The 14,803-nt window shown below is 34.6% G+C and carries 15 protein-coding genes; 4 read left to right on the forward strand and 11 right to left on the reverse strand.

Annotated features, from left to right (window positions below):
* Nucleotides 1–55 precede the first annotated feature (55 nt).
* Nucleotides 56–448, reverse strand: coding sequence for a DUF302 domain-containing protein (locus AACY93_RS04470; protein WP_007647550.1), 393 nt, complete (start codon nucleotides 446–448; stop codon nucleotides 56–58).
* Nucleotides 449–500: 52 nt separating this feature from the next.
* Entirely contained in the window at nucleotides 501–1,145 is a 645-nt protein-coding gene (locus AACY93_RS04475; protein WP_286852571.1) for a fused MFS/spermidine synthase, read from the reverse strand.
* 197 nt (nucleotides 1,146–1,342) lie between these two features.
* On the opposite strand from AACY93_RS04475, the gene ssb reads away from it, so the two are divergent.
* A complete protein-coding gene (gene ssb, locus AACY93_RS04480) occupies nucleotides 1,343–1,675 on the forward strand; it encodes a single-stranded DNA-binding protein (protein ID WP_286852570.1) in 333 nt (110 codons plus the stop codon).
* Nucleotides 1,676–1,711: 36 nt separating this feature from the next.
* On the opposite strand, the gene AACY93_RS04485 is transcribed toward ssb, so the two are convergent.
* The 8 genes from AACY93_RS04485 to metG form a co-directional block, all read right to left on the reverse strand.
* Nucleotides 1,712–2,587 carry a DMT family transporter gene (locus AACY93_RS04485; RefSeq protein ID WP_286852569.1) on the reverse strand — a complete coding sequence of 292 codons (876 nt, stop codon included), beginning with the start codon at nucleotides 2,585–2,587 and terminating at the stop codon, nucleotides 1,712–1,714.
* Nucleotides 2,588–2,691: 104 nt separating this feature from the next.
* Nucleotides 2,692–4,809 (reverse strand): Tex family protein, encoded by a 2,118-nt coding sequence (locus tag AACY93_RS04490; protein ID WP_286852568.1) that lies wholly within the window; start codon nucleotides 4,807–4,809, stop codon nucleotides 2,692–2,694.
* Nucleotides 4,810–4,895: 86 nt separating this feature from the next.
* On the reverse strand, nucleotides 4,896–5,696 hold the full coding sequence (locus AACY93_RS04495) for a copper resistance protein NlpE N-terminal domain-containing protein (protein ID WP_286852567.1): 801 nt from the start codon (nucleotides 5,694–5,696) through the stop codon (nucleotides 4,896–4,898).
* An 11-nt stretch (nucleotides 5,697–5,707) separates the two neighbouring features.
* Complete coding sequence (locus AACY93_RS04500) at nucleotides 5,708–6,412, reverse strand: OmpA family protein (RefSeq protein WP_007647566.1); 705 nt, start codon at nucleotides 6,410–6,412, stop codon at nucleotides 5,708–5,710.
* 4 nt (nucleotides 6,413–6,416) lie between these two features.
* Nucleotides 6,417–6,887 carry a lipocalin family protein gene (locus AACY93_RS04505; protein WP_286852566.1) on the reverse strand — a complete coding sequence of 157 codons (471 nt, stop codon included), beginning with the start codon at nucleotides 6,885–6,887 and terminating at the stop codon, nucleotides 6,417–6,419.
* Nucleotides 6,888–7,045: 158 nt separating this feature from the next.
* Nucleotides 7,046–7,678 carry a class I SAM-dependent methyltransferase gene (locus tag AACY93_RS04510; protein ID WP_286852565.1) on the reverse strand — a complete coding sequence of 211 codons (633 nt, stop codon included), beginning with the start codon at nucleotides 7,676–7,678 and terminating at the stop codon, nucleotides 7,046–7,048.
* Between the two features lie 18 nt (nucleotides 7,679–7,696).
* Nucleotides 7,697–9,103: a hypothetical protein gene (locus AACY93_RS04515; protein ID WP_286852564.1), complete on the reverse strand. Its 1,407-nt coding sequence runs from the start codon at nucleotides 9,101–9,103 to the stop codon at nucleotides 7,697–7,699.
* A gap of 1 nt (nucleotide 9,104) precedes the next feature.
* Nucleotides 9,105–11,210 (reverse strand): methionine--tRNA ligase, encoded by a 2,106-nt coding sequence (gene metG, locus AACY93_RS04520; RefSeq protein WP_286852563.1) that lies wholly within the window; start codon nucleotides 11,208–11,210, stop codon nucleotides 9,105–9,107.
* Between the two features lie 117 nt (nucleotides 11,211–11,327).
* Here metG and AACY93_RS04525 point away from each other — a divergent pair, with 117 nt between their 5' ends.
* Together AACY93_RS04525 and AACY93_RS04530 are read left to right on the forward strand one after the other, a co-directional pair.
* On the forward strand, nucleotides 11,328–12,344 hold the full coding sequence (locus tag AACY93_RS04525) for an LD-carboxypeptidase (protein WP_286852562.1): 1,017 nt from the start codon (nucleotides 11,328–11,330) through the stop codon (nucleotides 12,342–12,344).
* Between the two features lie 571 nt (nucleotides 12,345–12,915).
* Nucleotides 12,916–13,482, forward strand: coding sequence for a hypothetical protein (locus tag AACY93_RS04530; RefSeq protein WP_339611281.1), 567 nt, complete (start codon nucleotides 12,916–12,918; stop codon nucleotides 13,480–13,482).
* Between the two features lie 470 nt (nucleotides 13,483–13,952).
* On the opposite strand, the gene AACY93_RS04535 is transcribed toward AACY93_RS04530, so the two are convergent.
* Entirely contained in the window at nucleotides 13,953–14,249 is a 297-nt protein-coding gene (locus AACY93_RS04535; protein WP_007647581.1) for a TFIIB-type zinc ribbon-containing protein, read from the reverse strand.
* A 171-nt stretch (nucleotides 14,250–14,420) separates the two neighbouring features.
* Between AACY93_RS04535 and AACY93_RS04540 the strand changes: the two genes are divergently transcribed.
* The gene (locus AACY93_RS04540; RefSeq protein ID WP_007647582.1) at nucleotides 14,421–14,786 is read left to right on the forward strand and encodes a YraN family protein; all 366 of its coding nucleotides are present in this window, start codon (nucleotides 14,421–14,423) and stop codon (nucleotides 14,784–14,786) included.
* Nucleotides 14,787–14,803: the final 17 nt, after the last annotated feature.

The raw sequence follows: 14,803 nt of genomic DNA on the forward strand, positions 1-14,803 counted from the left end.
ATAATTTATTAAAGATCAAATTTTAAACTGAAGTTCCTGAAAAACTTTGGATTAATTATTTTAAAGCATCTATGGCTTTTTTAAGATGGTCTTCTACTTCTTTGGCAACCTTGCCAAGATTTTTGTTTTCTACAGCTCCCATAGAGGCAATTGGGTTTACTGCTGCTACCTCAATTTGGTTGTTTTTTAATTGTTTCACTATCACATTGCATGGTAAGAAAACACCAATATGTGGTTCGCTCTGTATGGCTTGGTATGCATGCTTTGGACTACAAGCTCCCAAAATAATATAGGGATCCAAATTAACATCCAATTTCTTTTTAAGGGTATCTTTAATGTTTATCTCGGTTAAAACTCCAAAACCTTCATCCTTTAAAGCTAATTTTGTTTTTTCTATGGCATCTTCAAAAGAGATGTTGTTTATAATTGCGGAATAATAATAGGACATAATCTTGAATTTTTAGTTAATATCCTAAATTTACAAAATAACGGCCGAAAGTTTATAAAGAGCTTGTTAAAATTATGGTATTGGTATGGTTTACTTTTTCATAAACGGCAACTTTAAAAACATGCGATTTTAAAAAGTGAATCACTGTTGTTAATTTGGACCCCAAATTGGTTTCCAAAGATGCATTAAATAAAATGACACCACTTGAAGTTTTAAGGGCTACAACCTGTTTCCAAAAGGGTATTTCCAGAAATTGGTCTGGAACTTGTGTGTCGATAAATAGATCGATGATAATTAAATCGAATGTTTTGTGGGTTGATTTGGTAAACTCTTGCGCATCTTGACAAACAATATGCAGGTTGTCTATTGTGCTAAGTTGAAATTCTTCTTTTGCAATATCGATAATTACAGGATCAATATCTACAGCTGTTATGGGCTTTTGATGGTTAAAATCTTTTCTAAGGGTTTCAATCACACTGCCACCACCAAGTCCCAGTAACAAAACAGAATTTACTTTTGTAAGATCTACCTTGTCTAAACCAAATTTTAAAATCTGTTGTAAAGAGCCATAGGAATAGTTGGCATTTTTTGAGTTTAAATGCTTTTTCCCGTTGTGCCAGGTTAGTTCTAGTGTGCCATTGATATCCGATTCAATTTTTTTAGTGATTGGATATAAATAACTTAAAAGTCTTGCCATTACTTATAAAGATAAGGATTTTTATGGTACGCTTAACCAAGTACAAACGACTACAAACATTTACAAACGAATTTAAACAGTTAAAAACCGACTAACATTTGCAAGTGGTTGCATCTTTGCCTTGTCGAAACATCAGAACTCGATAGTATTAACTGTTTAACCCGCTTGTCTTCGGGCAGGCATTAAAATTTAAAATTATGAACACGCTTAGAAACAAAGTACATTTGATTGGAAGATTAGGACAAGACCCTGAAATTATCAATTTTGAAGATGGTAACAAAATGGCCAAATTCTCATTAGCTACAGACGATAGCTACAAAGACAAAAAAGGAGAAAAAGTAGAACGCACTTACTGGCACAACATTATCGTAAAAGGTGGATTGGTGAAAGTTGTTGAAAACTATATAACCAAAGGAAAAGAAATTGCCGTAGAAGGCAAATTAACAAACCGTTCTTGGGAAGATAAAGACGGTAAAAAACATTACACAACCGAAATCTTATGCAATGAGTTGTTAATGTTGAGTAAATAGTATGTAGCGCATCTTTTTACAAGCGACCTGTATCATTTAGGTCGCTTTTTTTGTTTTTATTAGTTGTTTTTCAAAAAAGGTTACACGAATACCAAAGAGTAAAATTAAGCCACCAAGAACCATTTGCAATGAAATGGCTTCATCTATAAACAACCATGCTAAAATAGAAGCTAAAATGCCTTGTCCTAACAAACTTACAGAAACCCGAGTTGCTCTCATATGCTGTGTTGCATAGCTAATAAGCAACCAGGCCAAAAGTTGACAAACCACTGCCTGAATTACCAAAACCAACCAACCAGCATTTGAAAAACCAGTAAAAGGTTCGTTTATGGCATAACTTACCGCACCTAAATAAATTGAGGAAGACATCAAGCTTATGGTCATAAACGAGATTACAGTCATGCTCTTTAAAACCTCTTTGCTTACCAGCATATATATGGCATATAAAACTCCAGAAAGAACCCCAAAAATAAAGGCTAAATCAAAATCCAGATTTTTAAACACTGTAAAACCAACCAACATAATCATTCCAAAAACAGCTATAACAGTACCAATCCAAAAATTGGTTTTAGGCTTATCTTTTAAAAAGAACAACGAAAATACACCTACCCAAACAGGAGATAAATTTGTTAACAAGGAAGCTTGTGTTGCAGTAGATTCCTGAATGGCAATGTTCCAAACAGCCACATCACTTCCAAAGATCACACCACAAATAACGGCTAGAAGTCCAGCTTTTAAATTGGGTATTTGTAGCTGTTTGCTTATTAACACATAAGGCAATAACAACAGAAGGGAAAACAACATTCTGTAGAATGCCGAAATCACACCTGGAGTTAGGTTTAATTTTACCAAAATAGGGAATATGGAAATACAAAATATTCCAACAACCAATGCGATTCTTGCCTTTTTCATAAAACAACTATTTAGCTTCTTAAAATGAAGCGGCAAAAGTACACAACCTTTACGGTTTTAACTAAGACTAAATTAGCAAGATATGGTTAAATATTATCCAGTTTTTATGATTGCAATTGTAATTGAATGCGTTTTCTGGGCACATCCACTTCCAGAACTTTTACTATAACTTGTTGATGTAAACCAACATGTTCGTTTACATCGCTCACAAAACCATCTGATAAATTAGACACGTGAATCAAGCCACTTTCTTTAATGCCAATATCCACAAAAGCTCCAAAATCGGTAATGTTGTTTACAATGCCAGGAAGCAATTGTCCTTTTTGTAAATCGGTTATGGATTTAATGTTTTGATTAAACGTGAACACCTTGGCTTGTTCCCTAATATCCAGACCTGGTTTTTCCAGTTCTTTAAGAATGTCCTGAAGTGTGGGCAAGCCTACAGTATCTGTAACATATTTTTTTAAATCTATTTTTTCAAGCAGGTCTTTATTTCCAATCAAGTCTGAAACTTTTTTGTTTAAATCCGTAGCCATTTTTTCAACAATGGCATAACTTTCTGGATGTACTGCAGAATCGTCCAAGGGATTTTTGGCATCTTTAATCCTTAAAAAAGCAGCCCCTTGTTCAAAGGCTTTATCACCTAAACGAGGTACTTTTTTAATCTCTTTTCTGGATTTAAAAACACCATGTTCAGCTCGATAATTAAAAATGTTTTCTGCAAGTTTTGGTCCAATTCCAGAAACATAGCTCAGTAAACTGGTACTTGCCGTATTGATGTTTACACCAACAGCATTCACACAATTTTCAACGACATTATCTAATTCTTTTTGAAGTTTCGTTTGGTCTACATCATGCTGGTATTGTCCAACTCCAATGGATTTGGCATCAATTTTTACCAGTTCGGCAAGAGGGTCTTGCAAACGCCTTCCTATGGAAACCGAACCACGAACGGTTACATCGTAATTTGGGAATTCGTCCCGAGCAATTTTGGAGGCCGAATAAATACTGGCTCCAGCCTCACTAACCACAAAGACCTGAATATCATTTTTAAACCGAATTTTCCTAATAAGGGCTTCGGTTTCCCTGGAAGCTGTTCCATTGCCAATGGCAATGGCTTCAATTTGATAGGCTTCAGAAAGGGAACTTATTTTTTTCATGGCTCCAATGGCATCGTTTTTTGGTGGATGTGGATAAATGGTTTCGTTGTGTTTTAAATTCCCTTGGGCATCCAAACACACAATTTTGCAACCTGTTCTAAAACCAGGATCGATGGCCAACACACGTTTTTCTCCCAAGGGCGAACCTAATAACAACTGTTTCAGGTTTTTTGCAAATACATCAATGGCAGCTTCGTCTGCTTTTTCTTTGGCTTTTTGAAGTGCTTCATTAGATAAAGATGGAAACAACAGGCGCTTATAGGCATCTTGAATAGCAATCTGTATTTGTTCTGAACAGGCATTACTAGACCGAATGATGCGTGCTTCAATTTTAGCCAAAGCTCTTTCATCATCTATGTTTATTTTTACTTTAATGAAGCCTTCTTTTTCAGCTCTTAATATAGCTAGTAATCTGTGTGAAGGAATTCTCCTTAACGCTTCTTCCCAATTAAAATAATCCCTGAATTTTTGAGCCTCATCTTCTTCAGCTTTCTTTTTTACGGCTTTTGTGGCAATGGTTGCAAAGCGTTCCAATTGATAACGTATGTTGTTTCTAACATCAGTACGTTCATTAATCCACTCGGCAATAATATGTCTGGCACCTTCCAGAGCCTCCTCGGCAGAAGCAACTTCCCCTTTTACAAATTTAAGAGCAATGGAGTCAATATCGGAAGCATTTTGGCTCATAATAATTTTAGCCAAAGGCTCCAAGCCAATTTTTCTAGCGGTTTCAGCTTTTGTTTTTCTGCTTTTTTTGAAGGGCAGGTAAAGGTCTTCCAGCGTAATTAAATCCTGGGCTTCTTTTATTTTTTGTTTAAGCTCTTCTGTTAAAACAGCTTGATCTTCTAAAGATTTCAAGATGGCTTCCTTACGTTTTTCAAGGGCTTCAAATTGTTCTTTATATTTTAGAATGTCACCAATTTGAATTTCATCCAAATTACCTGTGCGTTCTTTTCTATAGCGTGAAATAAAAGGAATGGTGCCACCTTCATTTAATAATGCAATGGTATTTTTTACCGAAACTTCTGGAAGTTGGGTTTGGGATATTATATAGGAAATCATAGGTCAATTTTGAAAGTTGAAAAGTAATAAAAAAACCTCGTAGTACATAGTCTACGAGGTTTTTCGTGTATAGTGACGTAATGGACTTATTCCACAGCTTCAAAAACTGCCAAAGGCGCCATTTTAGCCTTGTTCAATGTCATGGTATTTCCGTTAAGCGAAAAGTTGTCTGCTTTGTTCAGGACCTCTTTAAATTGATCTTCAACTGTCATGTCTGGACAAGCCTTCATGGTTGTTGCTATTTTGGAAAGTTTCAATTGTGTGTTGTTCTCAATGGTATAGGTACCATTAAAGGTGTTGCATCCAGCATGACCAAACACTCTATTTTCTTCAGTCGCAAAAGAAATAAAAGCCTCACTGTTGGTAATGTCTTTTCCCATAAGTTTCACCAATTTCCATTTGGTGTCTGTAAAGGCAATCTCGTTATCATTGGAATTATTTTGTTTTTTCAAAACGTAAAAATCGGCTAATTCGCCAGTTACTTTATTTCCAGATCTATCCAGTTGTGTCAAGGTGTTTTCACCTACAAAATACATGGTACCATTATCGTCTGATAATTGTATTTTTTGACCATCGTCCAACCATTTAATATAGCCACGACTATCAAAAACACCATCTTTTTTGCCTAGGTAATTGTCTTTGGCAACAAAGGTTTGGTCTTTTTTAATGGTAATGGTTCTTTCAATCCCTTCACAATCGGCACATGGTAAGGTTCCTTTGTAAGTGCCTTCCCAATCCAAGGAACTTTCGCTTGTATGTGAATCGATTACCATTTCTTCTTCAAGGAGGTTTTCTGAGGATGTTTCAGGATTCTTTTTTTCGTTGTTATTGCAACTGGTAAAAAGAATAAGCGCTAAGGCTGTTAATTCTAATAATCTAAATTTCATTTGTATATTTATTAATTGTTTGCTTGGTTTTTAGCTTCTTCTATCATTTTTTCACTAGGTAAAATGGCCACATTTACACGTCTGTTTTTGGCTCTGCCTTCTGCAGTGGAATTGTCGTGCATAGGTTGTGTTTCCCCAAACCAATTGGTTGTAAACCTACCACTGTTCAATCCTGTGCCAATAAGGTAATTGGTAACGGCATAGGCCCTATTTTTAGAGAGTGTCATATTATAAGATTCTGCACCAACACTGTCTGTATGGCCAACAACCAAAATATTGGTATCTGGATATTCTTTGAACACGTTTGCCAATTTATTTAAGGTTTCTTGAGAGGCACTATTAATGTTGTATTTGTCTGTTGCAAAATACACACCACTATTTTCGTCAAAGGTAACCACAATACCATCATCTACACGTTCTACTTGTGCTCCAGGGATTTCTTCCTCAATTTTTTGGGCTTGCTTGTCCATTTTATTACCAATAAGCACACCAGCTCCACCACCTACAACGCCACCAATAACAGCACCTAATTCGCCATTACCACCTTTACCAACATTGTTGCCAATTATGGCTCCCAATATGGCTCCACCAGTTGCACCAATTACAGCACCTTTTTGCTTGTTGTTTGCGTTGTCTACAGCTTTGCAATTTGTAAAGCTAATTAGTGTTAAGCCTATTAGAGTGGCTATTTTTAATTTATTTATAAGTAAGTTCATGATTTTAAAGTTTTGTAAAGTTCATAAATATGGTAAATGGCTTATTGTTTACAGAAACGGTTTGTTGCCATTGCATGTTGGTTTCGGATAAGGCATTGAGTCTTAACCTAAACCCTTGATTGGTTTCCGATTTGCCTTTTTTGTTTGTTGGCTTTAGAAGAAAGTCGTACAAACCTGTGGTTTCATCAATTTCTTGAATGGTAAACACAAAATAGCGTTCTCCCAGTTCACAGGAAGAATCGTTTATGGTGTAAACACCTGTGTTGTTATTTGGAATAAACTGCCAAGTACTACCTTCAAAACAGGATTTGGAAGCATCATCCAAAAGGGTTACGTTATAGGTTCCCGATTCACTGTATGTTATGGAGGTTAATGTCCAGTTTCCTTTAATGACTTTTTTGGAATCCCTAACGGTTTTTGAGGTTCCACAAGAGATTAAGCATAAAGCAAATAAAAAAATGAGTGCATGTTTCATCTTTAATGATTGTTTTTATATGTGTATCAAATGTAGGCAATAAACCCTTTCAAGATTGATGCAAAAAATTAAAATTATAATTCATTTACGTGCGTGACTATCTTATTTACGGAAGAATTTTCCTATGAGATGTTTTTGTTATTGATTTTCAGAAAACCTTAACATCTTTTAAATAAGGTATAAATGTATGGTCGTTCGCCACCAAAGGGGTTTATAAAGGTATGATTGAATGAATCTATAAGTTGAAAGTCTGCTCCAAGACTATTTTGAAGCATCTCCACATTGTAGCGTTTTAAATCCAAACCACAGCATTTTGGGGCACCATCCAAGGAAAAAACGGCAATAAGCACATAACCATTTTTAGAAACTATGTTTTTAATAAGGTTGAAATAAGCCCTTTGTTCTTCTTCTTTTAGAAAAAAATGAAGCACAGCTCGATCAACCCATACATCTATAGGTTCTAGATTTTGTAATAAAGTGGGATTGGTTAAATCGTCGGCTATGCAGTTTAGGGTATAACCATGGGATTTTAGGATCCTGTCTTTTAGTTTTTTAAGGGCAACAGGGCTTAAATCGTTTGCAATAAGATTTGTATAGCCTTTATCTAAAAGTGCCTCTATTAAGGTAGTGGTTCCAACACCTACATTTAAAATTTTGGCATCGGTTTCAAGCTTGCAGGACTCAATAAGCTGCATGGTTTGTGCTGGGTTTTCTTCAAACCAACCAAGCTTCTGGTCTTCCTTGTTATAAGCTGTATTCCAATGCGATTGTAAATCTTTAGGGTTGTTCATCTCTGTTTAATAAAACTATTAAAATTTAAAAAAATTGTAAGCCTGTGAAGTTCTGTCGAAACCACCCCAAATAAAATGGTTTTTATATTTAAAAATAGTTTGGGCTTCTAACGTATTTAATTTTTTGTTTTCTTTAAAAGCATGTATTTTATCAAATCCATTTTTAGGTATTTCTCCTTGAACATGATTAAAATTTTCGTCCAATAAACTCAAAACCCTTATAGATTTACTATTGGTATAAGAGTCAAACATGGACATAATAATAGCTCCAGTAATACCACCTAGAACGCCTCCAGTTATCATGCTCAAATTGCTTGGTCTGGGCTCGTAACTTCCCAAGGTAACCACATAATTGTTATTGTTTTTATATGCTGAAATTGCCATTTTAGAATGAATAACCTTTCTAATGAATTGAGATGTTTTCTCCAATTCCCTATAACCATCAAAATCACCACCTTCCAGAATAATGGGAGAATTTTTAAAATGAATAGAATCATCCTCAGAAATTACATATTCCTTTATTATGGTATTATTTGTTAGGTCTATAAAGTTTATGACCAATTTTTCATTTGAAATATACGAGTCAATAAGTACTTCATCTATTAAAAAACTGCTATGTGTATTTGCAGAATTGTTTTTGGAAAAATGTACATTTTCAATTTTATTAAACCCAGATACTTCATTTTTTAGGTCTAGGCTAATAACATAGGTGTGCTTATCAGTGAGGTTTATTGTTAAAATGATAGTGTCTTGTGTTGAAAAAATTTTCGTGCTGGCCACGGCTTGGTCTAAAGAACAGGGTAAATTATTGTCAATAAATTCAAAAGCATTGGTTTTGTGTACAATAAATAAAAAGGAATATAGATTGTAGGTTATTCCATTGTCTCTTTCAAAGGTTTTGTCTGAAAAATCATAGGAACTTTCTTTAAATGTTCCATTCAAATTAAAAGTGTACAGTTTAAGAGTGGACGATTTCTTTTTAATTGTTAGCAAATGAAGTCCTAGTTCATTTTTTACAAATTGAATGGGGTTTTCGCCTTTTAAATCTATTTCCACATCATCAATAAGTTGACTGGTTCCTAAATTGAAATCAACTTTAACACAACTTATTTTTTTCATGGATGCATTTGCAAAAAACAAGGTATATTGAAGTCCTTCAAACACATAACCTACTAAATCTTCAGAGGGCAAATTGTTAAAAGAAAAAGTATGCAATAATTGTTTTTCATTATTATAAAGCTCAGCAATGAAACCTTTTTTTATTTTATAAAATATAGCAAATTCACCAGTTTTGGAATTGACAATAGGCGTTGCTTCTTTTATGGTTTCGTTTTCAAAAAGTCTGTTGGTTGAATATAACCAATCTTCTTGGGCAGTAGCCAAACATGAAACAAAAGCATAAAAGCAAATAAAAAAGGCTCTCATATTAACTTATATGCAATCCGTTATTCACATTGGCATCATCAGGATTTACGAACACCAATTTGCCATCAGCAGTCTCTGTCATTAAAATCATGCCTTGACTTTCCACACCACGTAAGGCTCTTGGTGCCAAATTAACCAAAACCGTAACTTTTTTTCCAACTACTTCTTCTGGAGTGAAACTTTCGGCAATTCCGGAAACAATGGTCCTTACATCAATGCCTGTATCTACTTTTAAAACCAAAAGTTTTTTGGCTTTGGGCATTTTTTCAGCTTCCAAGATGGTTCCAACCCTTAGGTCCAGCTTGGTGAAATCTTCAAACGAAATGGTTTCTTTTTGAGGTTCTACGGCTTTGTTCGCAGCTTCATTGGCTTTTTTGGTCGCCAATAATTTGTCTATTTGTGCCTGAACGGTTTCGTCTTCAATTTTTGAGAACAACAATTCGGCTTTTCCTATTTGATGTCCAACAGGTAGTAGAGTGTCTTTTGAAGCAATGTCGTACCAAGAGTTCTCGATACGATTCTCCGTTGTCGAATCACTCGAACTGACGTTAAGAATACTTTTTAATTTGTTTGAAGTAAATGGTAAAAAAGGTTCGCTTAATGTAGCTAAAGCCGAAGCTATTTGTAAGGCGACAAACATAATAGTTCGTGTTCTGGCTTCATCTTCTTTAATTACTTTCCAAGGTTCTTCGTCTGCTAAATATTTATTTCCAAGTCTGGCTAAATTCATTAGTTCCTGACTGGCTTCACGAAACCTGTAACGCTCAATGGAGCTTGCAATAACAGCAGGATAGGCTTTTACTGCCGCAAGGGTTTCTTCGTCTATTTGCGAAAATTCACTTGGTTCGGGAACAAGGCCGTTGTAATACTTGTTGGTCAACACCACCACACGGTTGATAAAGTTTCCAAAAACGGCTACCAACTCGTTGTTGTTTCTTGCCTGAAAATCTTTCCAGGTAAAATCGTTATCCTTTGTTTCTGGAGCATTGGCTGTTAAAGCATATCGCAATACGTCCTGCTGATTTGGAAATTCTTCTAAATATTCTGGCAACCAAACAGCCCAATTTTTAGAGGTTGACAATTTGTTGCCTTCTAAATTCAAAAATTCGTTTGCAGGTACATTATCTGGTAAAATATAACTTCCTTCAGCTTTTAGCATGGCAGGAAATATAATACAGTGAAACACAATATTGTCCTTGCCTATAAAATGAACCAATTTGGTGTCTTTATCTTTCCAGTAAGGCTCCCAGTCTTTTCCTTCGCGTGCTGCCCACTCTTTGGTTGCGGAAATATAACCAATAGGCGCATCAAACCAAACATAAAGCACTTTGCCTTCGGCATCTGGAAGAGGCACGGGAATTCCCCAGTCTAAATCCCTAGTTACAGCTCTTGGACGCAAACCATCGTCAATCCAAGATTTTACTTGTCCGTAAACATTGGGTTTCCAGTCTTTTTTGTGTCCTTTTAAAATCCATTCCCTTAAAAAGGCTTCGTGTTTATCTAGAGGTAAAAACCAGTGTTTGGTTTGTTTTAAAGTTGGTACATTGCCAGTAATGGCAGACTTCGGGTTGATTAAATCCGTGGCATTATGACTGGTTCCACATTTTTCACATTGATCGCCATAACTTTCTTCGTTGCCACATTTTGGGCAGGTTCCAATTACAAATCTATCGGCTAAAAACTGGTTGGCTTCCTCATCGTACAATTGTTCTGTAACCTCTTCAATAAACTCGCCTTTGTTGTAAAGTGTTGTAAAAAATCCTGAAGCTGTCTCGTGATGAATTTTTGCCGATGTTCTGGAATAATTGTCCAAAGAAATCCCAAAATCCTCGAACGATTTTTTTATAATGGCATGATATTTATCTACAATATCCTGAGGGGAAACCCCTTCTTTCTTTGCTTTAATGGTAATGGGAACGCCATGTTCGTCACTTCCACAAATAAAAGCCACATCGTTTCCTGTTAATCTTAAATAGCGTGCGTAAATATCTGCAGGCACATAAACACCTGCCAGATGACCAATATGAATTGGGCCATTTGTGTAAGGTAAAGCAGCTGTTATGGTATACCTGCTTGCCGACGAGGCAGGTTTTTTTGGTTGATTCATATATTTTGAATTATGTCATGTTAAACACAGTCTCTAAAATGACAAAAAATTGTTTTTTTAAGATTACAAAAGTACACATTTTAAAAGCGATTTATAAAAAAAATGTACATTTACCATATGATAAAAAACACATGCCTATTATGTTTGTTCTGTTTGGTTTTTTTCTTTGGAAAAACAACACTTTCAGCACAAGAAGCACTAACTTATAAAACTCAAGTTTTGATACAACCTCCATATTTAAAAGCTGGCGATACAGTTGCTATTGTTGCTCCTTCAGGAATTTTAAAGAACAGATTGGGTGAAGTCCAACAAGCAACAGATTTACTAAAAAGTTGGGGCTTGAACGTGGTGGTTGGGAAGCATGTTTTTAATCAAAACAATCATTTTGCTGGAACGGATGCTGAACGTTACGAAGATTTCCAGAAAGCCATGAACAATCCAACAATTTCTGCAATTTGGTGTGCTCGTGGTGGTTATGGAACGGTTCGGATTTTGGATAAATTGGATTTTACAGAATTGAGAAAAAAACCAAAGTGGTTGATAGGTTATAGCGATATTACAGCTTTACACAATCAGTTTCACAACGAAGGTTTTGAAAGCATTCATGCGTTAATGTGTACCAGTTTAACAAAGGACTTAGTTGATATTGAAGAATCTATTACAACTTTTAAAAAAGCTATTTTTGGTGAAACTTTAAGTTATACGCTTAAAGGAACTGACTATAATAGGGCTGGAACAGTAACAGCTCCTTTGGTTGGAGGAAACTTAACCATGTTGCATACCATGTTGGGTTCAAAAACTAGTATAGATACCAGTGGAAAAATTTTATTTATTGAGGAAATAGGCGAGTATAAATATCATATTGACAGGATGTTACAAAGTTTAAAACGTGCAGGTTATTTTGACAATTGTGCTGGTGTTTTGGTAGGAGATATGAGTAAAATGCGAAAGAATACCACGCTTTGGGGAACATCTGTAGAACAACTTATTTTAGATGCACTTTCAGAATATGATTTTCCAATTGCCTTTAACATGCCAGCAGGACACGAAAAGGATAATCGTGCCATGATTTTAGGGAGAACCATTGAAATGACTGTTGAGAAGGATAATACAACGGTTGTTTTTGAGCCATAATATTATCGTCCCATCCTGAAGGATGAAGCCTGTAAGTTGTTATTAAAACAATTTTTTCTGAAAAAAAAAACAAAGTAGCGCCAAAAAAATAAAGAAACACATCAATTAAATCTCCTGAATATCGCGTATGGAGTTGTGGCATAAGCCATTCAAAATAAAAGGCACAATAGGCATGCATAATAAATCATTTACATAAAAATACACCCAATTAGGAAGAGGTAATGAGAACTTGTTTGTCAAATAAATTAAAAAAGCAAAAAAGCAAAGAATTAAAAAGATATGATTTTTTAAGATTTTCATGCTGCAATGGCTGAAACTAGCCAAGCTATAAACATCCCAATTGCCATAAAAACAAACTAAAATTCTATAAAAGCTAATTGTAATCTTAGTATTTAATTAGAGACTAAGAGACTAAGACTATAAAATTTTTTAATTTTATTAGTGTAGTTCATAAAAATTAACAAGAATAATCCTTCATATAATATATTTATCATGTCGTTCAACGATTAAATCGATGTATAATCGATAAACTTTATTACCTTAGATTGAAATAACCCCAAACCTAAAAATCATGAAAAAACTTACTACTATCATGGCTGTATTGTTGTTAACAGTTTTAACAGGATGTTCAAATGAACAATTAGAAGACCAACAATACAATCAAAAAAAGAAAAATAAAGGCTTAGAGTTGCCTATTGAAAACCCTGAGACAAATACTGGTGAACATTGTTTTTATACAAGCTTAATTGCTGGTCAACATCATACAGCTGGTTCTGTAACAATTGATGTTGTAGGAGGTAATTTAATTGTTACTTATACTACAAATGAAGAATGGGAGCTTGGAACAACTCATTTAAGCATTGGAGTATGTGAAGAGGGTTGGGTGCCAACAACTGGTTCTGGAAATCCGCAAATTGGACATTTTGAATTTACGGAACCTTATTCTGAAGGACCTCATGAAGTTGTTTATATTATTCCAATAACTGATATTGGTGATAATTACTGTTTTGCTGCTCATGCAGAAGTTGAAGGGCCTACAGGTGGAGAAACAGCTTGGGCAGAAGGCTCAGAGTTTTCTGGTAATAGCTGGGCAATGTATTCAGAATTTAATTTGTCTAGTTGTAATTCTCCTTCTTAAGAACTGAATCAATTAAATGTTTTATAATATTAAGGTTTTAAAATTAAAAAAGGTGTATTTTGAAAATGCACCTTTTTTATTGTATTGAAATGAGGTTTCATCTATTTAAGATCTTTAAAATTAAAACAATCGCTTTTGAAATAGATAAAATAATATTGCTCCTAAAAAATAAAGAAACACATCAATTAAATCTCCTGTATATCGCGTATGGAGTTGTGGCATAAGCCATTCAAAATAAAAGGCATAATATGCTGTCATTAATAAGATAATACCCAAAGGTACATAAATGCTTTCCGTTTTTTTTATGAAACGTAGTATTGCCAAACTTAAACCTAGCACAATAGGCATGCATAATAAATCATTTACATAAAAATACACCCAATTAGGAAGAGGTAATGAGAACTTGTTTGTCAAATAAATTAAAAAAGCAAAAAAGCAAAGAATTAAAAAGATATGATTTTTTAAGATTTTCATGCTGCAATGGCTGAAACTAGCCAAGCTATAAACATCCCAATTGCCATAAAAACTAGCCAAATAGAACGGATAATTTTAGCTCCAATTCTAACTATTAGAAAACGATGATTTATATATTTTTCAAAAAAAGCAGGTTTCTTCTCTTTTAAAGCTTCTTGTTTCAAGCGCTCCTCTTTTTCCTTTTTTAAAACGAGTTCCCGTCTTATTTTATAGGATAAAACAGTCCCACAATGCTCACAATAATCTCTGTTGGTATTGTAAATCCCACAATTTGGACATTTAATGGTAGCCATGTTCAGCGCTTTTGATGAAAACACAAAAGTACTACTTATTGTACGATTTACTTTTTAATTTGAAATTTACATTTACTTATTGTTAAATGAGTGAGAGATGGTTATCTTTAGCAAGAGACTGATAAAATGGTTTAATTAACGGAAAGCAATTTCTGATTCAAGGGAACTGGAATGGCATATCACAACGAACTTGGCGAATGGGGAGAACAATTGGCAACAGAATACCTGTTAAAAAAAGGCTATGAAATTCTGGAGCGTAATTACTTTTACGACAAAGCCGAAGTAGATATAATTGCCAAAACACCAACAGGCGATTGTATTGCATGTGTAGAGGTGAAAACCAGAAACTCTGATGTGTTTGGCGATCCTCATAGCTTTGTAAGCAAAGGAAAAATTAAACTTCTTGTTAAAGCAATGGACGCCTATCTTGTTGAAAATGATATTCCTCTTGAAACACGTTTTGATATAATTGCCATTATAAAAAACAAATCCACAGAAGAGCTTACACATTATGAAAATGCATTTTACCACTTTTAACTCTCACACTTTTTATT

This window comes from uncultured Xanthomarina sp., assembly GCF_963971605.1.
Taxonomy (GTDB): Bacteria; Bacteroidota; Bacteroidia; order Flavobacteriales; family Flavobacteriaceae; genus Xanthomarina; species Xanthomarina gelatinilytica.

Excerpts from the sequence above, each read along its gene's own strand:
- AACY93_RS04530 (WP_339611281.1), top strand. The coding sequence starts at position 12,916 with ATGAAAAAACTTACTACTATCATGGCTGTATTGTTGTTAACAGTTTTA.
- AACY93_RS04525 (WP_286852562.1), top strand. The coding sequence starts at position 11,328 with ATGATAAAAAACACATGCCTATTATGTTTGTTCTGTTTGGTTTTTTTC.
- AACY93_RS04540 (WP_007647582.1), top strand. The coding sequence starts at position 14,421 with ATGGCATATCACAACGAACTTGGCGAATGGGGAGAACAATTGGCAACA.
- AACY93_RS04490 (WP_286852568.1), bottom strand. The coding sequence starts at position 4,809 with ATGATTTCCTATATAATATCCCAAACCCAACTTCCAGAAGTTTCGGTA.
- ssb (WP_286852570.1), top strand. The coding sequence starts at position 1,343 with ATGAACACGCTTAGAAACAAAGTACATTTGATTGGAAGATTAGGACAA.
- AACY93_RS04510 (WP_286852565.1), bottom strand. The coding sequence starts at position 7,678 with ATGAACAACCCTAAAGATTTACAATCGCATTGGAATACAGCTTATAAC.
- AACY93_RS04535 (WP_007647581.1), bottom strand. The coding sequence starts at position 14,249 with ATGGCTACCATTAAATGTCCAAATTGTGGGATTTACAATACCAACAGA.
- AACY93_RS04500 (WP_007647566.1), bottom strand. The coding sequence starts at position 6,412 with ATGAACTTACTTATAAATAAATTAAAAATAGCCACTCTAATAGGCTTA.
- AACY93_RS04495 (WP_286852567.1), bottom strand. The coding sequence starts at position 5,696 with ATGAAATTTAGATTATTAGAATTAACAGCCTTAGCGCTTATTCTTTTT.
- metG (WP_286852563.1), bottom strand. The coding sequence starts at position 11,210 with ATGAATCAACCAAAAAAACCTGCCTCGTCGGCAAGCAGGTATACCATA.
- AACY93_RS04470 (WP_007647550.1), bottom strand. The coding sequence starts at position 448 with ATGTCCTATTATTATTCCGCAATTATAAACAACATCTCTTTTGAAGAT.
- AACY93_RS04515 (WP_286852564.1), bottom strand. The coding sequence starts at position 9,103 with ATGAGAGCCTTTTTTATTTGCTTTTATGCTTTTGTTTCATGTTTGGCT.
- AACY93_RS04475 (WP_286852571.1), bottom strand. The coding sequence starts at position 1,145 with ATGGCAAGACTTTTAAGTTATTTATATCCAATCACTAAAAAAATTGAA.
- AACY93_RS04505 (WP_286852566.1), bottom strand. The coding sequence starts at position 6,887 with ATGAAACATGCACTCATTTTTTTATTTGCTTTATGCTTAATCTCTTGT.
- AACY93_RS04485 (WP_286852569.1), bottom strand. The coding sequence starts at position 2,587 with ATGAAAAAGGCAAGAATCGCATTGGTTGTTGGAATATTTTGTATTTCC.